The 22,997-nt window shown below is 63.8% G+C and carries 22 protein-coding genes; 12 read left to right on the top strand and 10 right to left on the bottom strand.

What is annotated here, in order from left to right; translation table 11 throughout:
- The first annotated feature begins 6 nt into the window (after positions 1-6).
- Entirely contained in the window at positions 7-252 is a 246-nt protein-coding gene (locus C476_RS10310; RefSeq protein WP_008012572.1) for a HalOD1 output domain-containing protein, read from the top strand.
- A gap of 18 nt (positions 253-270) precedes the next feature.
- On the opposite strand, the gene C476_RS10315 is transcribed toward C476_RS10310, so the two are convergent.
- From C476_RS10315 to C476_RS10330, 4 genes are all read right to left on the bottom strand, one after another.
- Entirely contained in the window at positions 271-1,404 is a 1,134-nt protein-coding gene (locus C476_RS10315) for an aminotransferase class V-fold PLP-dependent enzyme (protein WP_008012573.1), read from the bottom strand.
- A 187-nt stretch (positions 1,405-1,591) separates the two neighbouring features.
- Positions 1,592-1,810: a YgaP family membrane protein gene (locus C476_RS10320; RefSeq protein ID WP_049911721.1), complete on the bottom strand. Its 219-nt coding sequence runs from the start codon at positions 1,808-1,810 to the stop codon at positions 1,592-1,594.
- Positions 1,811-1,922: 112 nt separating this feature from the next.
- Entirely contained in the window at positions 1,923-3,269 is a 1,347-nt protein-coding gene (locus C476_RS10325) for an FAD-dependent oxidoreductase (RefSeq protein WP_008012577.1), read from the bottom strand.
- 83 nt (positions 3,270-3,352) lie between these two features.
- The gene (locus tag C476_RS10330) at positions 3,353-4,021 is read right to left on the bottom strand and encodes a DUF6517 family protein (protein WP_008012579.1); all 669 of its coding nucleotides are present in this window, start codon (positions 4,019-4,021) and stop codon (positions 3,353-3,355) included.
- Between the two features lie 207 nt (positions 4,022-4,228).
- Between C476_RS10330 and C476_RS10335 the strand changes: the two genes are divergently transcribed.
- Together C476_RS10335 and C476_RS10340 are read left to right on the top strand one after the other, a co-directional pair.
- The gene (locus C476_RS10335) at positions 4,229-5,350 is read left to right on the top strand and encodes a pyridoxal phosphate-dependent aminotransferase (RefSeq protein ID WP_008012581.1); all 1,122 of its coding nucleotides are present in this window, start codon (positions 4,229-4,231) and stop codon (positions 5,348-5,350) included.
- A 53-nt stretch (positions 5,351-5,403) separates the two neighbouring features.
- A complete protein-coding gene (locus C476_RS10340) occupies positions 5,404-6,369 on the top strand; it encodes an NADPH:quinone reductase (RefSeq protein ID WP_008012582.1) in 966 nt (321 codons plus the stop codon).
- Between the two features lie 27 nt (positions 6,370-6,396).
- Here C476_RS10340 and C476_RS10345 read toward each other — a convergent pair whose 3' ends face one another.
- Together C476_RS10345 and C476_RS10350 are read right to left on the bottom strand one after the other, a co-directional pair.
- Entirely contained in the window at positions 6,397-6,798 is a 402-nt protein-coding gene (locus C476_RS10345) for a DUF7344 domain-containing protein (protein ID WP_008012584.1), read from the bottom strand.
- Between the two features lie 379 nt (positions 6,799-7,177).
- Positions 7,178-8,185, bottom strand: coding sequence for a TIGR04024 family LLM class F420-dependent oxidoreductase (locus C476_RS10350; RefSeq protein ID WP_008012586.1), 1,008 nt, complete (start codon positions 8,183-8,185; stop codon positions 7,178-7,180).
- Between the two features lie 263 nt (positions 8,186-8,448).
- Between C476_RS10350 and C476_RS10355 the strand changes: the two genes are divergently transcribed.
- Entirely contained in the window at positions 8,449-9,996 is a 1,548-nt protein-coding gene (locus C476_RS10355) for a TrkH family potassium uptake protein (RefSeq protein WP_008012587.1), read from the top strand.
- A gap of 475 nt (positions 9,997-10,471) precedes the next feature.
- Here the strand turns inward: C476_RS10355 and C476_RS10360 are convergent, their stop codons facing one another.
- Positions 10,472-12,160, bottom strand: coding sequence for a thiamine pyrophosphate-binding protein (locus C476_RS10360; protein WP_008012589.1), 1,689 nt, complete (start codon positions 12,158-12,160; stop codon positions 10,472-10,474).
- Positions 12,161-12,269: 109 nt separating this feature from the next.
- Between C476_RS10360 and C476_RS10365 the strand changes: the two genes are divergently transcribed.
- Positions 12,270-13,130 (top strand): UbiA family prenyltransferase, encoded by an 861-nt coding sequence (locus tag C476_RS10365; RefSeq protein ID WP_049911724.1) that lies wholly within the window; start codon positions 12,270-12,272, stop codon positions 13,128-13,130.
- 67 nt (positions 13,131-13,197) lie between these two features.
- Here the strand turns inward: C476_RS10365 and C476_RS10370 are convergent, their stop codons facing one another.
- The 3 genes from C476_RS10370 to C476_RS10380 form a co-directional block, all read right to left on the bottom strand.
- Positions 13,198-13,431 carry a hypothetical protein gene (locus C476_RS10370; RefSeq protein WP_008012593.1) on the bottom strand — a complete coding sequence of 78 codons (234 nt, stop codon included), beginning with the start codon at positions 13,429-13,431 and terminating at the stop codon, positions 13,198-13,200.
- Positions 13,432-13,531: 100 nt separating this feature from the next.
- Complete coding sequence (trxA, locus tag C476_RS10375; protein WP_008012594.1) at positions 13,532-13,951, bottom strand: thioredoxin; 420 nt, start codon at positions 13,949-13,951, stop codon at positions 13,532-13,534.
- A gap of 137 nt (positions 13,952-14,088) precedes the next feature.
- Complete coding sequence (locus C476_RS10380; protein WP_008012596.1) at positions 14,089-14,502, bottom strand: helix-turn-helix domain-containing protein; 414 nt, start codon at positions 14,500-14,502, stop codon at positions 14,089-14,091.
- A gap of 314 nt (positions 14,503-14,816) precedes the next feature.
- On the opposite strand from C476_RS10380, the gene C476_RS10385 reads away from it, so the two are divergent.
- The 7 genes from C476_RS10385 (at position 14,817) to C476_RS10415 (ending at position 22,990) form a co-directional block, all read left to right on the top strand.
- Positions 14,817-15,377 carry a class I SAM-dependent methyltransferase gene (locus C476_RS10385; protein ID WP_008012599.1) on the top strand — a complete coding sequence of 187 codons (561 nt, stop codon included), beginning with the start codon at positions 14,817-14,819 and terminating at the stop codon, positions 15,375-15,377.
- 433 nt (positions 15,378-15,810) lie between these two features.
- Positions 15,811-16,323 (top strand): GNAT family N-acetyltransferase, encoded by a 513-nt coding sequence (locus tag C476_RS10390; protein ID WP_008012600.1) that lies wholly within the window; start codon positions 15,811-15,813, stop codon positions 16,321-16,323.
- Positions 16,324-16,456: 133 nt separating this feature from the next.
- Positions 16,457-17,485 carry an NAD(P)/FAD-dependent oxidoreductase gene (locus C476_RS10395; protein ID WP_008012602.1) on the top strand — a complete coding sequence of 343 codons (1,029 nt, stop codon included), beginning with the start codon at positions 16,457-16,459 and terminating at the stop codon, positions 17,483-17,485.
- 222 nt (positions 17,486-17,707) lie between these two features.
- The gene (locus C476_RS10400) at positions 17,708-18,202 is read left to right on the top strand and encodes a hypothetical protein (RefSeq protein WP_049911735.1); all 495 of its coding nucleotides are present in this window, start codon (positions 17,708-17,710) and stop codon (positions 18,200-18,202) included.
- Positions 18,203-18,204: 2 nt separating this feature from the next.
- Positions 18,205-19,716 (top strand): UbiD family decarboxylase, encoded by a 1,512-nt coding sequence (locus C476_RS10405; RefSeq protein WP_008012606.1) that lies wholly within the window; start codon positions 18,205-18,207, stop codon positions 19,714-19,716.
- Entirely contained in the window at positions 19,713-21,119 is a 1,407-nt protein-coding gene (locus C476_RS10410; RefSeq protein ID WP_008012608.1) for a UbiD family decarboxylase, read from the top strand. Before C476_RS10405 ends, C476_RS10410 begins: the two co-directional genes overlap by 4 nt.
- 188 nt (positions 21,120-21,307) lie before the next feature.
- On the top strand, positions 21,308-22,990 hold the full coding sequence (locus C476_RS10415) for an acyl-CoA synthetase (protein WP_008012610.1): 1,683 nt from the start codon (positions 21,308-21,310) through the stop codon (positions 22,988-22,990).
- Positions 22,991-22,997 lie beyond the last annotated feature (7 nt).

Here is a 22,997-nt window from a genome sequence, read left to right on the forward strand (position 1 = left end):
CTCTCAATGACCCTCCACACGACTCATCGTTCGTCGCCGGTCGTACCGCGCATCATCGAACTGATCGCCGAAGCGGACGGTGTCGACCCAACCTCGATGACACCACCGTTAGCCGATGTCGTCGATCCCGACGCGTTGAACGAACTGATCGAACACGGCACGGACGACGCCGACCGGACGTTCGAAGTGCGATTTTCCTACCGCGGCTACGAGGTCGTCGTCACCGACGACGGTGACGTCTCCCTCGAGTGAGCTGGCGCGACGATTCCGTCACCAGTCTTCGTCCAGCGCCTCGAGCAGCCGATCGACCTCTGTTGTCGTGTTAACCGCGTGAACGGACGCCCGGATCGCGTCCGGAGACGGCAGTTCACGAACGATGATGCCCTCCGCAGCCAGCCGTTCGACTGTCGCCGTCGGATCCGCAACGTCGATCGTCACCAGCCCTGACTCCGGCGTCGACGGGCTATAGAGCCGATCGTCGGGAACGCCGTCGGCGAGCCGACTCGCGAGGCGACGCACCCGGTCTTCGATGCTGTCGATCCCGACCTCGGAGATCACGCCGATCGCCTCTTTGAGCGCGACGTGAGGTGCCGGGTTCGCCGAGCCGACCTCGAGCCGTCGCGCACCGGCCGCGTACTCGTAGGGGTCGGCGTTTGCGTCTTCGACGCTTCGATAGCCAACAGCACGGGGCTCGAGGCCCGCAGCGACGGCTCGGTCGACGTAGAGGAAGCCCCCACCCCAGAGTCCGAGCAGCCACTTGTGGCCGGCAGCGGCGACGGCGTCGGCCCCCCACTCGCCGACGTCCATCGGCAGCTGTCCGGGCACCTGGACCGCATCGACGAGCGCGAGCGCGCCGGCGTCGTGGGCGATGTCGACCAGCTCCGCAACCGGGAGTTGCGTCCCGTGGGTCCACGTAAGCGCGCTGAAACAGGCGAGTCTGGCGTCCGCGACGGCCTCGGCGAACTGCTCGAGGTCGATCCGCCCAGCCTCGGTTTCGACGACGCGAACCTCGACGCCCTCCCGCTCGAGGCGCTGCCACGGGAGGATGCCCGCGGGATGCTCGAGGTCGGTGCGGACGACGACGTCGCCGGGCTGCCAGTCGATCGCGTTGGCGAACGCGTTGATCCCGCCGGTCGTGCTCTCCGTGAGCGCGATCTCGTCGGGCTCGGCACCGATAAACGACGCGACCGTCTCTCGCGTGCGGTCGAACGCCTCGAAGGCGGTCTCGTACGGATCGTCCGCGATCGGCGACTCGTACTCGTGTGTTCGGACGAACTCGTCGGCAGCGTTGACGACGTATTTCGGGCTCGGGCCGTGTGCGCCGTAGTTGAGGTAGACGCCGTCCTGGAGGGCAGGGATGTCGGTTCGGAGCTCAGTTGGAGTCATCGTTACGTTCTCAGACATCGGTCGTCCCCCGTCGTGATCGTCCGTCAGTCGGACAGAGAGCTACGACATCGTTCGACGCCGGTTCGTTCGATTCCATTGCGGACGGCTACGCAGTCAGTGGACAATAATCTTGGGCCACTTGTGAAATACTGGGGACGACGGCTGACGGCGTGAGTAAAACGGATCGGTCCCGGGCCGACGCCAATCAGGGTGCGTTACACGTATCGACGCCCAGCAGCTGGTAGAACAGACAGAACCGGGTCAGCCCGGTCCCGAAGAAGACGAGTCCGACCAGCGTCGCGATCACACCCATGATCGTCCCGGCAGGGAGGATATGCGCAATCGACGCAACGCCGATGGCGACGAGAATCGCACCACCGACGAGCCGTACGAGCCGGTCCACCGAACCGATATTAGTCTCCATGGTCACGGATATGAACAGTTTAGAGTTAAGCGTTTCCCGGATTCCAGCGCGGGCAGAACGTAGCCGGGACGAACTCGGCGCAGCTTCGAACCGAAAACCGGGAGAACCGTCGTTACTCGAGTTTGCCTGAGAGGACCTTTGCCGCGGTCAAGACCGGATCCCAGACGGGGCTAAACGGCGGGGCGTACGCCAGATCCGCGTTCTGGAGTTCGGTGACGGTCATCCCGGCGTGAAGCGCCGTCGCGACCGTATCGATCCGTTTTGCGCCCTCACGGCCGACGACGCTGCCGCCGAGTAGCCTGCCGCTCTCGCGGTCGGCAAGCAGCGTGACGGAGAGTTCCTCACTCTCCGGGTAGTAGTGGGCGCGTGTTGCCGCCGAAATCGTGACCGAGACCGGATCGAAGCCGGCCTCTTCGGCTTGCTCCTCGTCAGTCAGTCCCGTCCGGGCGGCCCCGAGTTCGAACGCCTTGACGATGGCTGTACCCGCGATCTCGCCGGTCGGCGTGGGATCGCCGGTGATCGTCTGGCCGATCGCCCGGCCCGCACGGTTCGCGGTCAGGGCAAGCGGGACGTGGTCCGGCTCGCCGGTCACGACGTGGCGCGCCTCAGCACAGTCTCCCGCCGCGTAGACGTTCTCGTAGTTCGTCCGGCCGTACTCGTCAGTCGCGACGGCCCCGGTCGGCCCCAGCTCGATGCCGGCTGCCTCGGCGAGTTCGACGTTCGGTGCGACGCCGACACCGACGATCACGACGTCGGCGGGGACGGTCTCCTCCTCGAGTGCGACGCTTTCGACGCGCTCGTCACCGTCAAAGCCCGACACCGCCGTCTCGAGGTGGAGGTTGACACCTTGCTCGCGCAGATGGTCTTCGACGATTTCGGCGACGGGTTCGCCGAACGGCTGAAGGACGTGGGGCAGCATCTCGTAGAGATCGACGTCGATGCCGTGTTCCGACAGCGCCTCGGCCATCTCGATCCCGACGTAGCCGCCGCCGACGATCGCGGCCGTCTCGAGGTCGCGCTCGGTGACGTAGTCCTCGATGGCGTCGGCTTCGTCCATGTTGTGGATGGTGAAGACGCCCTCGAGGTCGAGCCCCTCGAAGGGCGGTTTGATCGCGTTCGCGCCGGTCGCGACGAGGAGATCGTCGTAGGACTGTTCGTAGGTTTCCTCGTCGCTTTCGACCGTCACCGTCTGTGCGTCGGGGTCGATGTCGACGACTTCCGCTCCTGTCCGCAGGTCGACGTCCCGTTCGTCGCGGAACTCGTCGGCCGTGATCGTGACGAGGTCGTCTAGGTCGTCGACGTCTCCTTTGACGTAGTAGGGCATCCCACAGGCGGCATACGAGACCCAGTCACCTTTCTCGAAGACGATTACCTCCAGCTCCGGGTTCTCGCGTTTCGCCTTGCTCGCAGCGCTCATTCCTGCTGCGTCACCGCCGATGACGACGAACGTGTCTGCCATACGTAACGCGTGGGCTGGCAGCGCCTAAACCATTTCTGGACATTCCCAATCGTGTACACTGCAACGTGACTGTCGCCGACGAGTTAGCTCGAGATCGGGTGCTCGGCCGACTCCATGAGTTCCTCGACGTTTGCCGACTCGGCAGTGAGCAGCTTCGGATAGGTGCCGAGTAAGACGAGCAGGTCTCCCTCGTGGTCGAACGACGTCAGCTTGAGCTCGATCTCGATCGTCTCGCCCTCGAGGTCGGTTGTCCCGACGAACAGGTCGACGGTGCGGCCGTCGCCGAGGATCTCGAGGCCGAACGACTCCTCGTGCGTGAGACCAGAGAGCTCACCGTGATCGGTGGGGAGTTGCCCCCGGAATCGCTCGAGGAGTTCCGTGTTCGAGAGTTCGCCAAGCGGATTGAGTGATTGCCCCGCGACTTGCATGCCAGGGATCGAGACGCCGGCGAAGGCAGCCCCCTCACGCGTCTGGCCAGCGTAGTCGACGGCTTTCGTATAGGTCGATTGCCAGATCGTTGCTCGAACCTCGCGTTCGACGCCGCCGGGGAGTTCGACCGTCCGCTCGATCGTCTCGTCGCTGACGTCGCGCTCCTGGTAGCCGGCCGTCGCCACCGCTTCGTCGGTTGGGGCGACACGGCCGGCATCGAACTCGAGTGGCCCGTTGCCGAGTACGACGTCAAGACAGCCAGCCGTCAGCGCGAGCGACCCCGTCGCGCCCGCGGCGAGTACCGATCGTCGAGAGAAGGTCATTATCCGTGTGATTCGCTACGACTGGCATATCCCTTGTGGTGTATTCTATCATATAGATGAATAGTTGAACCTCGTCCCCAATCAAGAGTCGTCGGCGGAAAATGTAACTATAGCAATAATATCTCGAGTCCCACGCCAGCGAGCGCTGATCGATCCAACGTTGACGAGACATCAAGAGTTATCGGGGTCGAACACCCCCGTTTAGCCATGACTGACTTCGCAGCTCGAGTCGAGCAGGTGTCAATCAGTGGCATCCGGAAGGTGTTCGAGGCCGCCGGCGAGGACGCGATCAACCTCGGCCTCGGCCAGCCGGACTTCCCGACGCCTGCCCACGCTCGCCGCGGGGCGATCGAGGCCATCGAATCCGGGCGGGCAGACGCCTACACCTCGAACAAGGGTACACAGCAGCTTCGGGAGGCGATCGCAGCGAAGTACGACCGCGACTACGGCCTCGAGATCGATCCTAACGACGTGATCGCGACTGCGGGCGGTAGCGAAGCGCTCCATATCACGCTGCAGGCCCACGTCGATCCCGGCGAGGAAGTCATCTTTCCCGATCCCGGCTTCGTCTCCTACGACGCGCTGACCCACATCGCCGACGGGACGCCGAAGCCGGTCGGGCTGCGCGAGGACCTGACGCTCGATCCTGCGACGGTCGAGGAGGCGATCACCGACGAGACAGCAGCGTTCGTCGTCAACAGCCCCGCGAATCCAACGGGGGCCGTCCAGAGCGAGGCAGACATGCGCGAGTTCGCCCGCATTGCCGACGAATACGACGTACTCTGCATCTCCGACGAGGTCTACGAACACATCGTCTTCGACGGCGAACACCACTCGCCGCTGAAGTTCGCCGAGACGGACAACGTCGTCGCCATCAGCGCCTGCTCGAAGACCTACTCGATGACTGGCTGGCGGCTCGGCTGGGTCGTTGCCTCGAACCGCCGCATCGAGCGCATGCTCCGGGTCCACCAGTACGGCCAGGCCTGTGCCTCCGCGCCAGCCCAGTACGCCGCCGAGGCCGCCCTGACGGGGCCCCAGGAGCCAGTCGAGGAGATGGTCGAGACCTTCGAACAGCGCCGTGACCTCGTGCTCGACGGGCTTACCGACGCCGGCCTCGAGGTTCCCACCCCCGAAGGGGCCTTCTACGCGATGCCGAAGGTCCCCGAGGGCTGGTGTGAGGAAGTGCTCGATCGGGGCGTCGTCGTCGTCCCCGGCGATGCCTTCGGCGAGAACGGCGCCGGCTACGCGCGACTCTCCTATGCGACCGGGACCGAGGAACTGAAAGCGGCCCTCGAGATTATCGACGACGCGACTCGAGCAGTTCGATAGCTCGGACTGCCGTCTCGTGTACCATTATACGCACCCGTGACGTCAGCCAAGATATGCGCGCTGTCCGTCTTCACGAACACGGCGATGCGGATGTACTGCAGGTAGATGAGATCGATCGGCCCGAGCCGGCCGCGAACGAACTCGTCGTCGAGGTCGCCGCCGCGGGCGTCAATCCCGTCGACACCTACTTCCGGGACGGGTCGTACGAGCCGGTCGATGTGCCCTTCACACCCGGTGTCGACGTCTCTGGCGTCGTTACCGCAGTCGGGGACGCTGTCGATGGCTTCGCCGAAGGCGACCGCGTCTACGGGACCGGTATCGGAAACGGCGGATTTCAGGGATCCTACGCCGAGTACGCGACGATCCCAACCGATCGCGTCGTCCACCTCCCCGACGGCACAGACCTGACTGAAGCCGGCGGGGCAGGCGTCGTCGCCGTCACCGCCTGGCGTGCGCTGATCGACCACGCCGGCCTCGAGCCTGCCGAGTACTGTCTGATCCACGGGGGCTCGGGCGGTGTCGGCCACACGGCCGTCCAGATCGGGGCCGCCGTGAACGCGCGCGTGATCACGACGGCCGCCGAAGAGTACCACGACGCGCTCGCCGACTACGGCGCCGAAACGGTCCTGGACTACGGCCGCGACGATCTGGCCGACGCCGTGCTCGCGGCCTCCGACGGCGGCGTCGACGCGGTGCTCGACCATCGGCTGGACGACTACCTGCAGTTCGACGCGGACGTGGCCGCGACGGGTGCCCGCGTCGTCGGCATCGGCGAGAACAGTCCGGATCCCGGCTTTACGAACGACGGGGCCGCCCGCTCGAAAGACGTTTCCTACCAGTTCATGAGTATGTTCAACACGCCGGACCTGCGCGTCCCGCTGCGGGGCGTTGCCCACCTCATGAACACGGGTGCGCTTTCGATCGACGTGGCACGGACCTACGACCTCGAGGAGGCCGCCGATGCACAACGCGCCGTCATGGACGAGAGTTTCCTCGGCAAACTCGTGATCGAGCCGTAAGCCGTCGTTACCGCGACACGGATCCGGCTACTCGACGTTACCCAGTCCGCGGATGGCGTCGTCCCGCTCGAGCAGCGTCTGACCGCGCTCGCGGAGTGTGACCGTCTCGGTTTCGGACTCGTAGTCGATCACGTCCGCGGCGGCTAACTTCGGAATGTGGGTGTGGTGCAATGAGATGCGAGCAGTCCGTCGCTCCCGCGCGGAGACGTCACCGTGATCCGAAATCGCGTTCGGCTCCGTCGCCGCGTCCTGGGTCGCGATTTCGACGGCGAGTTCCGTCAGCGTGGCCGAACCGTCGCTGTCCTCGAGATATTGCAACACTGAGCGACGGTAGCGATGTGCTAACAGCTTCATCGCCGTGTCGACGCCGTCGGACGCCGACTCGCCGAACGCAGTGAGGTTCTCGGGAGAACGGAGGAGTGGAATCATACCACCGGTAGGTATTGGACAGTACTTATACTGCCGGGCAAAGCACTTCGGGCATCGCTCGCACTTGCGTCAGTGTCGATGGCGACAAATCGAGGCACGCAGCCATGTCCTCACGGACCGCAATTCGACGGTCAGTGCGACAGTGTGACTCGCTCGTGATGGATCGATCTGGGTGCCTGTCAGACGGTTTACTGTCATACTGCCGGACAGAACGACGTGAAGATCGGTCGCGCTGCTGCGGCCGTCACCGGTGGAGACGGCCGCGAATCCGCGACCGACTTCGTATTGACTTCTGTCCGACAGTATCAGTCATTGCCGGTGGGACCGCGACCGTCCTTCGGGTGCACCGGTAAACAGTGACAGTAGACCGGATGATCGGCTACGCGAGGCCGACGACGGCTTCCATCGTCGTCCGCTTGTCCTCCTCGGACAGCCCGTCGACGAACCCGACGCGGACGGCGTCGACGCCGTCGATCTCGGCGTAGTCTGTGACCCATTCGCGGACCTCTTCGGGGGTGCCCGCGGGGGCCAGTTCGTCGAGGACTTCGTCAGGGAGCGCGGCGGCCATCGCGTCGGTATCCCGCTCGTCCCACGCAGCCCGGATCTCCTCGACGACCTCGGGGTAGCCCTGCTCTGCGACCGAGTTCCCGTAGTAGGGACCGTAGGCTCCGAGCATGAACGCGATCGTGCTGCGGGCCTTCTCGCGCGCCTTCTCACGGTCTTCGGACGCCATCCCGCGGACGATGGGGGCGACCCGCAGGTCCGAGAGGTCCTTGCCGGCGAGGTCGGCACCGCGTTCGAGGTCCGCGAGGCGATCCCGAAGGCCGTCTTTCGTGAACAGCTGCGGGGTCCAGCCGTCGCCGAAGCGGCCGGCCATTTCGGTAGCCTTCGGGCCAAGGGTGCCGAGGTCGATCGATGGCGGGTTCTCGTGGGGACCGCGCTCGTAGTTCAGGCCCGGAATCTCGAAGATCTCGCCCTCGTAGGCGGGGGTACCCTCGTCGTAGACTCCGCGCATGATCTCGATCACTTCGCGGGTTCGACGCAGCGGCCGGTCGAACTCCTTGCCGTGCCAGCGCTCGGTGATCGCCGGCGAACTCGGGCCGATCCCGAACCGGAACCGGCCGTCGGCGGCGTCTTGCATCGTCAGCGCGGTCTGAGCGAGCATCGCCGGCGATCGCCCGTACGGCGAGATCACGTCGTTCGAGATGCCCAGTTCGTCGGTGCGGTCGGCGGCAAGCGTCAGCGGTGGGACGATGTTCCAGCCAGTCGTCTCGCCGACCGTGATCCGATCGAACCCCAACGCTTCGGCCTGAACGGCTCGCTCGGCGACACCCTGTGGCCGGTCGTAATCACCGAGTTGCACCAGCAGATCCAGTTCAGCGGTCACGGCACTCCCTCCACGGCAGTCCTCGAGTCACAGCTCGCAGTCTCATCACCCCACACCCCGTGACGAACTCACATAAAACGGTCGCGTTTCCGTCTCGGCCGACGTGGAGCCGGCCCCCGAAACTCGAACACGATACGGGAGTCGATCCCGGCGGATCGGTGGCAGGGGTCGAACGCAGTATTTATTGTGAGACCGCAACTCTATCGCAGATACGACGATCGGTTACTGGTGAGTGATTCGCGGTGCGATAAGAGAGCTAATATATGGCACAATGGCTTTATGTCGACGTTCGATCCAGTTGCAGCCTCGTCGGAACGGTGCTGAAGTACCTCTCGCTGACGCTGCTGTTTCCGACTGTCGTCGCGCTGTACTACCGGGAGTCACCGCTGCCCTTCCTCGTCGCGCTGGTCGTCGCCGTCGCCGTCGGGACAGGGCTCGAGGCGCTCGAGCCCGATCCGACCCTCGAGTACCGCGAGGCCTTTCTGCTGGTCGCGCTGACGTGGTTCGTCGTCCCGCTGGTTGGGACGATCCCGTATCTCGTCGCGGGCACGGGAACGATCGCAGATCCCGTCAATGCGCTGTTCGAGAGTATGAGCGGCTTTACGACGACGGGCGCGACGGTAATGGGGAGCATCTCCGTCGAAACCCACTCGCGGTCGATCATGCTGTGGCGACAGGTCACGCAGTGGCTCGGCGGGATGGGGATTCTCGTCCTCATGGTCGCGATCCTCTCGGAACTCTCCGTCGGTGGCAGCCAGATCATCCGCGAGGAAGCGCCGGGGATCGAAGTCGAGAAACTGACGCCGCGGATCAGAGAGACCGCGCGGGCGCTGTGGCTGATCTACGCCTGGTTTACGCTCGCCGCTGTGCTCGTCTACTACGGGCTGCACATCGCAGGAGTGGCCCCGAACATGACCTTCTACAACGCGGTCGCACACGCGCTCACGTCGCTGCCGACCGGCGGATTCTCGCCGGAGGGGCGCAGCATCGAGGCCTTCGAACCGATCGTCCAATGGGCAGTCATGGTCTTCATGGTCGTCGCCGGGACGAACTTCGCGCTCTACTGGTACGCCTGGCGCGGTCACCTCGAGCGGTTGACCGGCAACGCCGAGTTCCGGTCCTATCTGCTGTCGATGGGGATCGTCGGCGGCCTCCTTTCGGCGTTGCTCTTTCTCGGCGTCGGCCTCGCGACGGTTCCCGAAGGCGTCGCGACGATTCCGGGGAGCCTCGAGCGGTCGCTGCGCCACGGCCTCTTCCAGACGCTCGCGATCGTGACGACGACTGGCTACGCCAGCATGGACTTCAACACGTGGAGCGAGTCGACGCAGGTGATCCTCCTCTTCGCGATGTTCCTGGGTGGCTCGGCGGGCTCGGCGGCCGGGTCGATCAAGATCGTTCGCTGGTACGTCGTCGGGAAGTCCATGCGACGCGAACTCTTCAAACTCGTCCACCCACAGGCGATTCGTCCGGTTCGAATGGGCGGCGTCGGCGACGTCATCGACGAGGAGACGATTCACAGCATCTTCGTCTTCATGGCGCTGTTCCTGACGCTGTTCGTCGTTTCGAGCGTCCTGTTGTTCCTCGATTCCTATCGCACGCCCGACCTCTCGCTGTCGGCGCTCGAGGCGACGAGCGCCGTGATCGCGACGCTGGGGAACGTCGGTCCCGGTGTCGGCGTTGTCGGGCCGATGAACAGCTACGAGCCCTTCTCCAACGCCGCGAAACTCTACATGGTCTTCCTGATGTGGATCGGCCGCCTCGAGATCCTCTCCGTGCTGGTCATCCTGACGCCGGCGTACTGGCGGTCGTAACCATACGAATTCCTGTCAGTCAGTTTCGGTTGGACTGCGACTCGCCTACGGTTGCACCGGGAAAATTGGTACAGCAGACTGAGAGGATGTCAGAGAATAGTCCCACACTTTCCCTGTGACTACCCAGCAACGGTAAGTACAGCAACCTCTTTTCCCGGGGGCATCGGCTGGCGTCGCAGACGCCAGCCTCAACCCCCGGCAAAACCCGTTGATGCCAAAAGGCCGCCGTCGCAGGGTTTCACCCTGCTCCGGCGGTGAACCGCTTGCTGCGCAAGCGGATACTAATCACTCCCCGCAGCGGTAAGTTCGCACGCGTAGTGAACGGATAGTTCAGCCCGGTTGGGGCGAAAGAAATACCATGCTAATTGTTCTATGATATCCTCCAGACTGCATCATACGGACTCCTGTCAGTCAGTTCCGGCGCACTCGCGAGCCGTCCTGCGGGTGCGCCGGTAATTCGTTACAGCAGACCGTATCAATCGTGGACCAACACGTCGAGTACGTCCGGCCCGTCACGGGCCAGCGCGTCCTCGAGCGCCCCTTCGATCTCGGCGGGCGTCTCGACCTGTTCGGCGCGCGCACCGTGGCTCTCGGCGTTTTTGACGAGGTCGACCCCCGGCTCGAAGTCCATGCCGACGAACTCGTAGTCGTCCTCCTCGCCGCCCATGAGCCCGAGCGTGTTGTCCTTGAGGATGCGATAGGTGCGGTTGTCCGAGATAACGACCGTCAGATCGAGGTCGTAGCGCGCGGCGCTGTAGATCGAGTGAGGATAATACTGGTAGGAGCCGTCGCCGATAAAGCCGACCACGTCACGGGGATCGTCGCGCTGTTGTTCCGCGACGGCAGCGCCGACCGCCGCCGGAAGCCCGTAGCCGAGCCCGCCGCCCTTGTTCGAGATGTACTGCTCTGGCACGAAATCCCACCGGTTGAGCATGACGAACTTCGAGGTGACGCCCTCGTCGACGATGGCGGCGTCGCCCGCGACGCGTTCCAGAGCGTCGACCAGCTGGGCCTTCGAGGCGCGCGGGTCGTTGCCATCCCCTTCGCCGTAATCACCCAACGTGGCCTCGATCGTCGCGTTGACATCGTCGATCGCCTCGAGCCGGTCGGCGACGACAGCATCCGAAAGTCGCCCCTGAACGCGCTCGGTGAGGTCCTGCAGGACGAGCCCGGGATCACCGATCACGGCTGCATCGGCAGGCTGGTTCTTGCCGACCTGCCAGGCGTCGTCGCTAACGTGGATGCAGGTCGTGTCGGGGTCGACCAGCGCCTCGTCGTGGCGGGTCAGCGTCGTGTTCGTCGAGACGCCGGCAAAGCAGATCGTGTCGGTGTCGAGCAACGTCGTGGTGTGGTCCTCGCTGGTCGGCAAATAGGAGACCCACTGCTCGTGGGCAGTCGGGAAGTCGGCCTCGCTCGAGAGGATTTCGCCGTGGACGCGCGCACCCGTCGCCTCCGCGAGATCAACTGCCGCGGAAACAGCGTCGGCACTCGAGCGGGCAACGCCATCCCCGACGACCAGTACCGGCTCGTCGGCTTCGACCAGCAGGTCGGCGGCGCGCTCGAGCTGTACCGGATCGCCTCGACCGGCGTTCGGAATCGGGCCGAGTCGTTCGGGCTTGGCGTCGGTCTCGGCCATCGTCACGTCCAGCGGCAGGGCGAGGAAGACCGGTCCCGTCGGGGGCGTCATCGCCACCCGGAACGCCCGTCGGAGCATCGTCGGGAGCGCCGCGACGTCGAGGACTTCGTCTGACCACTTGCAGAACTGCCGAGCCATGTCGGCCAATCGGCCCGAGAGGATCGGCTCCTCGTGGCGGAAGTCGGTGCTGTGATTCCCCGCAGTCACCACCAGCGGCGCACCGGCGATCTTCGCTGCGTAGAGGTTGCCAAGCCCGTGGGCCAGCCCGGGCGCGATGTGGAGGTTCGCTACGCCGACGGGCGTAATCGAGTCGTCGTGATGGGCATGGTACCGCCGGCGCTGGGCGTAGCCGCCGGCCATCCCCACCGCGATGTCCTCGTGGAGGCCCAGCCGGTACTCGAGGTCGCTCTCGGCGATCGCGTTCACGATCGGGAGTTCAGTCGTTCCCGGGTTGCCGAAGACGTAGTCGACGCCGTAGGACTCGAGGGCATCGGTGACGAGGTCTGCGCCCGTGTAGCCGTCAGTCATGCCGTTCCGTGGCACGGCAGATCACATCAAGCTATGCGTTTCGACTGATCGGTTCCAGTACGTGCGGGCCCGGCCTGGGTATTATACGACAGTTCGTTGTCGCTCGAGTATGGCCATCGCGAGGGACGGGACGGGGATGGGCACGACGGCTCGAGCGCTCTGGTCGCAGATCCATCCCGTCTTCATGACGCCGCCGCTGGCCGCGTCGCTATTTGGAGCGATCCTCGCCGGTACTGTCGCGCCGCTGCTCGCAGCGGTCCACGTCGTCGCGATGTTTGCAGCGGTCTACACGGCCCACGTCAAGGACGGCTACGTCGACTTCTACGTTCGAGGCGAGGACGACGAGCATCCGTTGACTGAACGGGGCTGTCAGCTCGCACTCGGACTGTCGACGGCGACGGTCGCGCTGTGTTGTATCGCCCTCGCCATGCTCGTCAACGCCGTCGCGGTCGCGCTCGTTGCTCCGACGTGGGTGATCGCCTACCACCACGCGCCACAACTGGATACGAACCCCGTGACGGCAACTTCCGGCTACCCGCTCGGGATCGCCCTCTCGCTGCTCGGCGGGTACTACGTGCAGGCGACGACGATTTCGCCCGTCGCGCTCGCGTTCGCCGTCGTCTTCCTCGTCCTTCTTTCGGGAATCAAGGTGATTGATGATACACAGGACTACGCGTACGACCGCTCGATCGAGAAACGAACCGTCGCGGTTGCGGTCGGCCCCGATCGTGCCTACGACGTCGCCTACGGGCTGATGGCCGTGGCTCTGGTGGCCGTCATCGGGCTCGCCATCGGACAGCTCTTCCCCGTTACAGCGTTGCTCGCGGCGCTTGCGTTCGCAGCCGTTGCGGTCATCGCGCGACGGGCCGGCCCCGAACTCGCGACCATGCTACTCATTCGAGGATCGTACGTCTTTCTCGCCGTGCTCGTCGCGGCGGTCCAGTTCGAGCCTCTCGCTGGGTTCGTTTGAGACGGCCGGGTAGACCGCCGTCTCAGCACTGTCATCTCTCGCTCGAGGTGCGTCTCACGATCGTGGCTCACGCCTCGCAGTTCGAACAGTTAGCGCGCCAGCGAACGATCACTCCGATGAGGCCGAGAGTAACGATCGAGACTGCCAGCTGGACGATCCCGCTACTCAGACCACCGACGGCAGCCCCACCAGCAACGGCGGTCCCGCCGGCGACAGCGACGGTTCCGGAGCCGACACAGCAGAAACTCGCCAGCGTCGCAAGCCCCCAGAGTGACCCTCGAGAGGCGGCGTCCGAGTCCATGGTCGGCGTTCTGTCGAGTGAAAAGAAATGTGTTGTGGTGATTTGCTGACGCAGCGACTACGGAGGGCAGGGGCGGGGATCGGCGGACAGCCCCGCTCGATCAGGTGTACTTCCCGACGAGGCTGCGAAGCTGAGCTTCCTGTTGCATGCCGACGAGCTGTTCGGCGGGCTGGCCGTCCGAAAACAGCACGAGCGTCGGGACGCCACGGACACCGTACTCCGCAGCGAGTTGCTGGTTGGCGTCGATATCAACCTTCGCGACGGCCGCATCGGTCTCAGCGGCGATCGTCTCGACGACCGGCTCGAGCATCTGACACGGGCCACACCAGTCGGCATAGAAGTCGACGAGGACGACGTCGTGTTCCGCGACAGTGTCGTCGAGCTCGGCCGCACCGTGGATCGAAATCGGCTCCGTCGGACTCCCCTGTGTCGAGTCCGCGGGCTCCTCGCCCGCTGCGCGGTCGCGAAGCTCCTCGAGTTTTCGTTGCCGAATCTCCTCGAGCGTCTGATCGTCGGTCATACCCGCCGGTACGGGATACATCGCCTTAGTTGTTTTGTATGATGGACACAATACAGCGCACGTTGCTGCTCGCCGTCGACGAGCGGCAGTTATCATCGATCCGAAGCGGGCCGGCGATGACCGAGGGTGTGATCGATTTACTCGTCGCGTTGGACCGGCGCGCGCTCATCGTCGGGGGCCGAATCGAAGGTGTCCTCGAACTCCTGGATCAGGATACCCATGCTGGCGTACCAGTCGTTGAGGAGCCGTTGCATGTCGGCTGCGAGCGCGTCCGGCTCTCGCACCTGGTAGACGTAGTAGTAGCCGCCGCTCTCGTAGTTCCGCTGTTCTTGGGTTACGAAACCAGTGTCGAGCAGCCGGGAAATCGACCGATAGGCGGTCGACCGATCACGACCGATACCATCAGCGACGTCGTCGACCGTCAGCGGCCCGTCCGCAGTTACCAGCAGCCTGAACACTGTTCGATCGAGCTCTTTGAGTCCGTGGGCGCACTCGAGGAGGTCGATACACTGCAGTTCTCTGTCTAAGTATTCGCTCACCGAATCGGTCATCGTAGTCGATAGTACGACCTAATCACCAATAAGGTTGTTCATAGAGATCACAATACTATACTCATATCATCGGCATGAGACGCCAGTGGCAGTGACAGCCACCTGAGCGAGACTATCAGTAGAAGATGGCCTGTTGGCGGTTGATACGGACTACTGCAAGTCGTTTCCGGTGGGACCGCAACCCGCACTGCGGTCCCACCGGGACATCGGTGCAGCAGACCGTATGAGTCCGTTGCAACCGTGTCTCTCGTTTCGAAGCGAGCGAGCGTCGGTGTCGAAAAGATTTTTCTTGGACACCCCAATATCTCACACGAATGGGACATCATACGTTTGACTCCTCGCGAGCCGACAAGCTAGAGCAGGCCGACCGGCGGTACCGATTCCTCTCAGCCGAAGAACTGCTGTGGGCGCTCGAGCCCGCCGCGACCGACACCGTCGCCGACCTCGGCAGCGGTACCGGATTCTACACCGACGTTGTCGCCCCACACGTGGGCGACGTGTACGCGGTCGATCTTCAAGAAGAGATGCACGACTATTATCGGGACAAAGGCACCCCCGAAAACGTCGACCTCGTCACGACCGGCGTCGGCGATCTGCCCTTCGACGCCGACTCCATCGACGCCGCGTTCTCGACGATGACCTATCACGAGTTCGCAAGTGATGACTCCCTCGACGAGATCCGCCGCGTCCTCACACCCGGTGGTCGCCTCGTCATCCTCGACTGGGCGGGGACCGGCTCCGGCGAGCACGGCCCGCCGGTCGACGAACGCTACACTGCCGACGACGCTGCAACGGCACTTCGCGAACACGGCTTTACGATCGAGCACGAGGCTGTCCGCCCGGAGACGTTCCTGGTGGTCGCGACCCTCGAGTAAGCCCGGACACCAGCCGATCGCCAGTTCGGCTACGCGATCGAACTGTCTTCAACTGCTACAGCCGTCAGGTAGTCCGTTCCCCAGTCGGCCATGACTTCGATTACGTATCGAGATCGCTCTCGAGGACCGGTGACGCTACTGCTACGTGCTGTTTGCTGTGTGCCATCGACAACGGTGTCGTGGATTCGTCTCGTGGTACTGACTACAACTATTGCACAGTGAATTGGTCGATAAGTAGACAGATAAGTCTAATACGGGAACTTCTCTCAGCTATTGGTGATGTCGGCAAAACGGTGCTCAATACAGGGCACACAGTCACCACACCAAAATCGCGGGTCAGAATGAAAGGGTAGTGATCATGATGTCACAGGAATGAATGAAACCGATCACGTCTTGTGACACGGAGTCGCTCTCTACTATCAAAGAATTAGTTATGGAAATACGACCCTTCACTGCGAGTGATGCTGCTGCCGTCTCTGAAGTGCATCGACGTGCATTCGATGGATGGCTCGACGAGTCACGCATTGTGCAGCGATTACACGATGCTGACAAGGCTGTGGTCTCGCTTGTAGCAGTTGCAGGCAACCAAATTGTGGGCCACGTCCTGTTTTCTCCGACGACCGTAGCCGATCAGGGAGAGAACGTCGAACTGGTTGGGCTCGCACCGGTTGGTGTCCGACCGGAAAATCAAAACGAGGGCGTCGGGTCATCACTGATTCAGCAAGGGTTAGAGAGGTGTCGTGAGGCCGGTGCCGACGCGGTGGTCGTGCTAGGCGATCCCGAGTACTATTCTCGCTTTGGCTTTGAACGGGCAAGCGAGTATGGACTCGGTAATGAGTGTGGTGCTGACGAAGGGTTCATGGTCAAACCGTTACACGAAGGAGCGGTAGCCAACGTGGATGGAATTGTCACATATCAACCAGAATTCCAACAGGAAGAGAATTAGCCTACAGTTTGGTGTGAGAACTGGTTTCTGGTACCAGCCGCCACAGGCGGTTACCAATCGGTAACCCAGTGACGAACGCGTTGGCTTGTGTTTATAATCACCCACTGGTAACGGGGTGACAGAAGGTAATCCGATGTCTACTGATCCATCCACATCCCACGACTACGAGGTTGCGGTCGTCGGCGGCGGACCGGCCGGCTTGACGAGCGCACTGTATACGACGCGACTCGGACATGAGACTGCCGTCTTCGACCGCGGTGGCGGTCGTGCCGCGATGATGCAAGAGACCCACAACGTCATCGGCGTCCCCGAATCGGTATCGGGCAACGAGTTCCTCCAGACCGCCGTCGAGCAGATCGAATCCTACGGTGCGGACTACCGGACGGAGTTCGTTACCGAAATCGACCGCCGCGATGACGGCGCGTTCGAACTCGAGACGGGCGACGAAACCGTCACCGCCGAGGCCGTCGTGCTCGCGACCGGCTTTTCGGACGGCCGGCCTGAGCCGCCGCTGCCACGGACCGGTCGCGGCCTCCACTACTGTCTCCACTGCGATGCGTACATGTTCGTCGACGAGCCGGTGTACGTGATGGGCCACGACGACAGCGCTGCCATCGTCGCGATGATCATGCTCAACTACACCGACGATGTCGACATCCTGTTGCGCGGCGACGAGCCCACCTGGAGCGAGGAGCGGGCCACCCAGCTCGAGGGCCATCCCATCGATATCGTCGAAGCGGAGATCGCTGGGATTCAAAACGGCGACGATGGCTGGCTCGAGGCGATCGAGTTCGAGGACGGCTCCGTTCGCGAGTACAAAGGCGGCTTCGCGATGTACGGCTCGGAGTACCACAACGAGCTGGCGACGTCGCTGGGCGCAGAGTTGAACGACGACGGCACGGTCGCCGTCGACGATCATGGCCGGACGTCGATCGATGGCCTGTACGCCGTCGGTGATCTGACGCCGGGGCACAACCAGGTCCCCGTCGCGATGGGACAGGGGGCACAGGCTGGCATCGCGATCCACATGAGCCTGCGTGAGTTCCCGAAATCGATCGCGGAACTCGAGGCCGAGGGTGCAGTCGAGCCCCAAGACGTTCCCGGAATCGCGCCCGAACTGCGCCAGCAGGCCAACGAGCACTCGTCGGCCGAAGGCGACTGAGACGGGCTGTTATTGCGCTAACGCAACTGCGATCCGCTCAGTAGGTGCGTCAGTAGCCGCTAACCGTTTTTCAGTCCCGATTGCGCTTCCGAGTAGCGTTGGCTGTCGGATTCGCGACGCCAACGCGAGGAACCACGTCTCTTTAGGAAGCTGACGCGTAACGGTGACCCAGTGGTGCATGAGAGTATGAGACACGGGGCACATGATCAGAGGGAGGACGCGATATCGGACCACTACATCACCGCAGAGGAACATCTGCCCGACGAGGAGTGTACGGAGACGACGCTGCAGATCACCGACGCCGAAACCAAGCGAATCTTCGAGGCACGCGTCCGGATCGCTCGCGAGCCCGACGAGCTGACCGATCCACAGCGGCTGACAGTCGTCACTGGGCCACACGAGACCGTCAGCAAGGAGTGGTACGTCGAACTCCTAGACGAGATCGACGCAGCAGGGATCAACGAGGACCGCCTGCGGCGACTCGCACGCGAGCAGGAAACGACCTCGAACATCGTCAATACCCGCTCCGACGACCTCAAGGTGGTGCTCACCTACCTCGTCGAAGCGGGCCAGTACGAGTCGACTGCCGAAGCGCTTCGCGAACTCGCCTTCGAGCGCCTTGCGGAGGAGCGCCCTGCGCTGCTGGAGGCGTACGACACCGTCCGCACCGAGTTCGAGGCCGACCCGCTCCGGCGTGCGCTGATGGACCAGGAATAGTCATGGCAGCCGATTCATTTCGCGACTATCTCCAGTTACTCGCCGACGACGCGCTCGTCTCGTTCGACGAGCCGGTATCATGGGATCTCGAGGCGAGCGCGATAACGATGCTCGCCAACCGGACCGACGGCGAGGTGCCGCTGTTCGAGTCGGTCGGGGCGACCGACGTCGACGCAGCGCTCGTCGGTGATCCGTACCGCGGCCCACGGAGTCGGCCGTGGGATCACCTCGCGCAGGCGTTCGGGCTGTCGGCCGGCCTGTCCGGGGCCGCATACTACGACGCAATCATCGACCGCCTTCGCTCGCCCTGCGAGCCCCGACTCCTCGAACCCGAGCGCGCACCCTGCAAGGACGTCGTTCACACCGGTTCCGATGTCGACCTCCTGTCGTTCCCCTGGCCGTACGTGCATCGGAGCGACGGCGGACGGTACTCGAATCTTCACACCATCGTCGCGCCGGACCCGGAGACGGAGTGGGGACGATGGTCGAGCCACCGAATGATGATCCACGACGATGCGCTCGCCAGCCTGCTGTTTCTGGCGGGCGAGCAAGTTCCGAATCGCTATTACTACGAGTACGAACCGCGCGGTGAGCCGATGCCGGTAGCGGCTGTCGTCGGAGCAGAGCCAGCCGTCCAGTGCAGTACCGAGATGTGGATTCCGACGGGCCGGAGCGAAGCCGCATTCGCCGGCGGGCTGAAAGCCAGCCCTGTCGACCTCGTTCCGTGTGAGACGAACGGCCTGTCCGTCCCGGCGACGGCGGAACTGGTTATCGAGGGCCACGTCCTCCCGAACGAACGCCTCGACGAGGGCCCCTTTGGCGACTATTTCGGCTACATGAACGGCCCGCGGCGGTCGATGCCCGTCTTCGCCGTCGACGCGATCACCCACCGAGCCGAGCCCCGAGTGCCGTTTTGTGTCGAGGGGACCGGCGTCGGCTACGGCCAGAACTCGAGCAGCACGCTCCAGACCGCCGCTGCCGGTCCGGATGCGACGCTTGGCCTACAGGCAGCCGGTTTTGACGTCGACGCCGCTGTCCCGTGGCGGTTTACCTCCCGGACCGTGTGGGTGATCGCGACGGAGCGCTCGTATCCCGGCGTCCTCCACGAACTGGCGAACTTCGTCTTTACCACCTGGGGCATGTTGCACATCGATTTCTTCGTGTTCGTCGACGCGACGGTCGACGCACACGACCCGCGGGCCGTTCTGACGGCGATCGCGCTGAACGCCGATCCGGACACGGACTTTCATCAGTTCGGCGTCGAGCGCATGCCGAAAGTCCCGCTCAACATCTACCAGACCCCCGACGAGAAAGGCAGCGCCGACGTCGGCACCTCGAAAGCCAAGACCGCGAAGGCCTATATCGACGCGACAAGTGACCGACCGCCGGAAGACGACGCCGAAACGGAGTCACTGCGCGCACGCGCACAGCACCTGCTCGTCGACGCGGGCGTCTCGCCGGAACCGTTCGATCTCCTCGAGCAGCGCGAGCGACGGGATGGTGATCGACGATGATCCCGTTCGCCCAGTACCTCCGTGGTCTGGACGGCGACGACGACCTGCTGACGCTCGCGGCCGACGAACTCGCCGACGTTCCACCCGACGTCGTCGCTGCCGAAGCGCTCCGTGCGAGCGGGCCGGTGATCCGATACAACCAGGTTGACGGCGTCGATCTCGCGAGTGGTTCGTTCAGCGGTCCCGACCGGATGCAGCGGCGGGACGCACAGCCGTGGTCGCGGCTGGCGCTCGGGCTCGGCTTGGAGCCCGACGGGTCGTTCGTCTCCGTGCTCGAGACGATTACGGGCCTCGGACCGGCCGGTCAGACTGACGGCCCGATGTACGACACGCAGGCGGCGTCGCGCACTGTCGACAGCGTGCAAGCGCTGGGCCTTCCACAGGGTGCTGACGACGTCTGGCCCGCGCTGACGCTGGGTATGGCATCAATAGCGACGGCCGATGGCACGTACTGGGCACCGATTCACGGCTCCATCGTTGGCGACGAAACGCTCAGAGTGCGGACACCTGCCGCGCTGGCTGCCCTGCTCGACGGTAACGAGACGATCTCGATCGCCCTCGGCGTGCCACCTGCTGCTATTATGACCGCCTATCTCCTCGCCGTGACCGACCACGTCGCGGTGCCGATCCAGGCCTGTGGTGTCGCCGACGACGTGCCGCTCGTCCCCACGAACGGCGGTCTCGTGCCGAGCGCGACTGAGGTCGTAATCGAGACGACGGTCGCCGACCACCAGCCCGACTTCCAGTCGGACCGGCGTGAAGCGTGGGAATACTGTCTCGAGAGCACGCCGCTGGCGCTGTCGGTCGAGCGGGTGATCGCGACCGACGAGCCGGTCGTGCCGTTTTCGCCCGTCGGCCGACCGCTGGCGGACGATCTGCAGCTGACGGGCGTGACGACGGCAGCGACGCTGTACCACCGCGTCAACAACTACTGGGGGATCTCGCCAGTCGAGTGGGTTCTCTTACCGGCTGAAGCCGAACTCGGGTTCTGTGTCGTCGCCACCGACGTCCTTTATGCCGGCTTCGAGTGGCAACTCGCGAATATCCTCTTTACGTTTTCGTCGCTGTTCGATACGGTCATTATCGTCGACGAAGACGTCGCACCGACTGATCTCGGCCGCGTCCTCGGTGACATCTGGGTGAAAGCACATCCCTCGCGGGACTGGATCTTCAGCGACGCATCCGCGCCAGCGGCCCAACGGCCCCGGTATCGACAGGATGGACAGACCGGCTCCCGGTTGTACGTCAATGCGGCCTGGGACCCGCGCTGGGAGGACTCGTATATCGCGCCACGGGTCACGTTCGAAACGTCGTTTCCGCCGGCCGTTCGTGAGGCCGCACGGACAGCGTGGCGGACACGCCATGATGGCGACGCTGCTGGAGGCGACCACGACGAGCGATGAATGACAGTACTACCCACACAAAACGAATTAAACACATATGTTATACAATAGTACGTAAACAGTAGTGTTTACGCAGTACAGTAGTCTGATAAAGCGAATATATTCTGCGAACATATACAATATTCGTCTATTTTCTCTGCAGAATTTACCGGTGGCATTATATAGGGGAACGATATCCGGGTTGGTGTATGGTGTCTAGCCACAACCTCTCGGACTACGAGACTGAACGGGAGCAGTTCTCGTGGGACGATATCTACGCGGAGGCGGATTGGGATGCACCGGCGGAACTAAACATCGGACACGAGGTCGCCGACCGGCATGCGACCGAGCGTGAGTCGGTCGCACTCTACCAAGTCGATACCGACGGCGAGCTCACGAAGATGACCTTCTGGGAGCTGGCTGACCGCTCGAGCCAGTTTGCGAACGTCCTCGAGGGGTTGGACGTCGAACAGGGCGACCGCGTGTTCTCGTATATGCCACGGATCCCGGAACACTACGTGGCGATGGTCGGGACGCTGAAACGCGGGGCCGTCTGGGGGAGCGTCAACGAACGCTTCGGGCCGGACGGCATCTCCTATCGGCTCGACGACTGTGACGCGAAAGTCCTCGTGACGACGACCGATAACCGCGAGACGGTTGCGAAGGCACTCGAGGATGCGCCGACGGTCGAACACGTCATCACTGTCGACCGCGGCGACGGCGCACCTGCCGATGACGTCGTCTTCAATACGGCACTCGACGGGGCGAGCACCGAGTACGACGCTGCCGCCACCGGCGGCGAAGACGACGCGTTGCTCTACTACACCTCGGGGACGACCGGGCTGGCGAAAGGCGTCCTCCACAAACAGCGCTGGGTGGCCGGGGTCGCAGCGACTCAGAAGTACGCCGTCGACCTCCAGCCCGGCGACCTCTACTGGAGTACGGGCGACCTGGGCTGGCTGACGGGCGCGATCAACACCCTCGGCGCCTGGTTCTGGGGAGCCTCGCTGTTCACCTACGAAGGCGAGTTCGATCCGGAGACGTGGGCGGAACTCCTCGACGAGTACCCGATCACCGTGTTGTTCTCGGTGCCGACGGCCTACCGGATGCTCCGCGAGAACGAAGCGCTCCTTGCGGACGTCGACCTCGACTTGCGCCACGCGCTCTCGATTGGCGAGCCGCTGTCGGCAGGCGTCGTCGAGTGGGGCGAGGACGAACTCGGCGTCACCATCCTCGACACCTACGGGCAGACGGAGACGGGCAACATGATCATCAACAACTACCCGACGATGGAACTCCGGCCCGGCTCGATGGGCAAGCCGTTGCCGGGGATCGAGGCCGACATCGTCGACCCCGAGACCGGCGAAGTGCTCGAGCCCAGCGAAACCGGCGAGATCGCCGAACGTGGGGACTACCCCTGCTTCTTCGCCGAGTACTGGAACAAACCAGAAAAGACCGCTTCGTGTTTCATCGACGGCCCCGACGGCGAGTGGTACCTCTCGGGTGACCTCGCACACAAGGACGAGGATGGCTACTTCTGGTTCGAGGGCCGGGCCGACGACGTCATCCTCTCGTCGGGCTACCGGATCGGCCCCTTCGAGGTCGAGAGCTCGCTGGGCGAACACGACGCCGTCGCCGAGGCCGCCGTCGTGCCCAAGCCACACGCGGAGCGGGGCAACATCGTGAAAGCCTACATCGTGCCCAGCGAGGGCGCGACACCCTCCGACGACCTCAAAGAGAAGATCAAGACCCACGTCAAGGAGGAGCTGTCGGCCCACGAGTACCCGCGCGAACTCGAGTTCCGCGACGACCTGCCAAAGACGGTCACTGGAAAGATCCGCCGGACCGAACTGCAAGACGAGGCGGAAGACGAAGCCGAGGCGGCGACGTAACTGGCTG

The sequence above is a fragment of the Natrinema limicola JCM 13563 genome, assembly GCF_000337475.1.
Classification (GTDB): Archaea; Halobacteriota; Halobacteria; order Halobacteriales; family Natrialbaceae; genus Natrinema; species Natrinema limicola.

What these genes read in the sequence shown, in the direction of transcription:
- C476_RS10310 (WP_008012572.1), top strand. Translation starts at nt 7, where the DNA reads ATGACCCTCCACACGACTCATCGTTCGTCGCCGGTCGTACCGCGCATC.
- C476_RS10315 (WP_008012573.1), bottom strand. Translation starts at nt 1,404, where the DNA reads ATGTCTGAGAACGTAACGATGACTCCAACTGAGCTCCGAACCGACATC.
- C476_RS10320 (WP_049911721.1), bottom strand. Translation starts at nt 1,810, where the DNA reads ATGGAGACTAATATCGGTTCGGTGGACCGGCTCGTACGGCTCGTCGGT.
- C476_RS10325 (WP_008012577.1), bottom strand. Translation starts at nt 3,269, where the DNA reads ATGGCAGACACGTTCGTCGTCATCGGCGGTGACGCAGCAGGAATGAGC.
- C476_RS10330 (WP_008012579.1), bottom strand. Translation starts at nt 4,021, where the DNA reads ATGACCTTCTCTCGACGATCGGTACTCGCCGCGGGCGCGACGGGGTCG.
- C476_RS10335 (WP_008012581.1), top strand. Translation starts at nt 4,229, where the DNA reads ATGACTGACTTCGCAGCTCGAGTCGAGCAGGTGTCAATCAGTGGCATC.
- C476_RS10340 (WP_008012582.1), top strand. Translation starts at nt 5,404, where the DNA reads ATGCGCGCTGTCCGTCTTCACGAACACGGCGATGCGGATGTACTGCAG.
- C476_RS10345 (WP_008012584.1), bottom strand. Translation starts at nt 6,798, where the DNA reads ATGATTCCACTCCTCCGTTCTCCCGAGAACCTCACTGCGTTCGGCGAG.
- C476_RS10355 (WP_008012587.1), top strand. Translation starts at nt 8,449, where the DNA reads ATGGCACAATGGCTTTATGTCGACGTTCGATCCAGTTGCAGCCTCGTC.
- C476_RS10360 (WP_008012589.1), bottom strand. Translation starts at nt 12,160, where the DNA reads ATGACTGACGGCTACACGGGCGCAGACCTCGTCACCGATGCCCTCGAG.
- C476_RS10365 (WP_049911724.1), top strand. Translation starts at nt 12,270, where the DNA reads ATGGCCATCGCGAGGGACGGGACGGGGATGGGCACGACGGCTCGAGCG.
- C476_RS10370 (WP_008012593.1), bottom strand. Translation starts at nt 13,431, where the DNA reads ATGGACTCGGACGCCGCCTCTCGAGGGTCACTCTGGGGGCTTGCGACG.
- trxA (WP_008012594.1), bottom strand. Translation starts at nt 13,951, where the DNA reads ATGACCGACGATCAGACGCTCGAGGAGATTCGGCAACGAAAACTCGAG.
- C476_RS10380 (WP_008012596.1), bottom strand. Translation starts at nt 14,502, where the DNA reads ATGACCGATTCGGTGAGCGAATACTTAGACAGAGAACTGCAGTGTATC.
- C476_RS10385 (WP_008012599.1), top strand. Translation starts at nt 14,817, where the DNA reads ATGGGACATCATACGTTTGACTCCTCGCGAGCCGACAAGCTAGAGCAG.
- C476_RS10390 (WP_008012600.1), top strand. Translation starts at nt 15,811, where the DNA reads ATGGAAATACGACCCTTCACTGCGAGTGATGCTGCTGCCGTCTCTGAA.
- C476_RS10395 (WP_008012602.1), top strand. Translation starts at nt 16,457, where the DNA reads ATGTCTACTGATCCATCCACATCCCACGACTACGAGGTTGCGGTCGTC.
- C476_RS10405 (WP_008012606.1), top strand. Translation starts at nt 18,205, where the DNA reads ATGGCAGCCGATTCATTTCGCGACTATCTCCAGTTACTCGCCGACGAC.
- C476_RS10410 (WP_008012608.1), top strand. Translation starts at nt 19,713, where the DNA reads ATGATCCCGTTCGCCCAGTACCTCCGTGGTCTGGACGGCGACGACGAC.
- C476_RS10415 (WP_008012610.1), top strand. Translation starts at nt 21,308, where the DNA reads ATGGTGTCTAGCCACAACCTCTCGGACTACGAGACTGAACGGGAGCAG.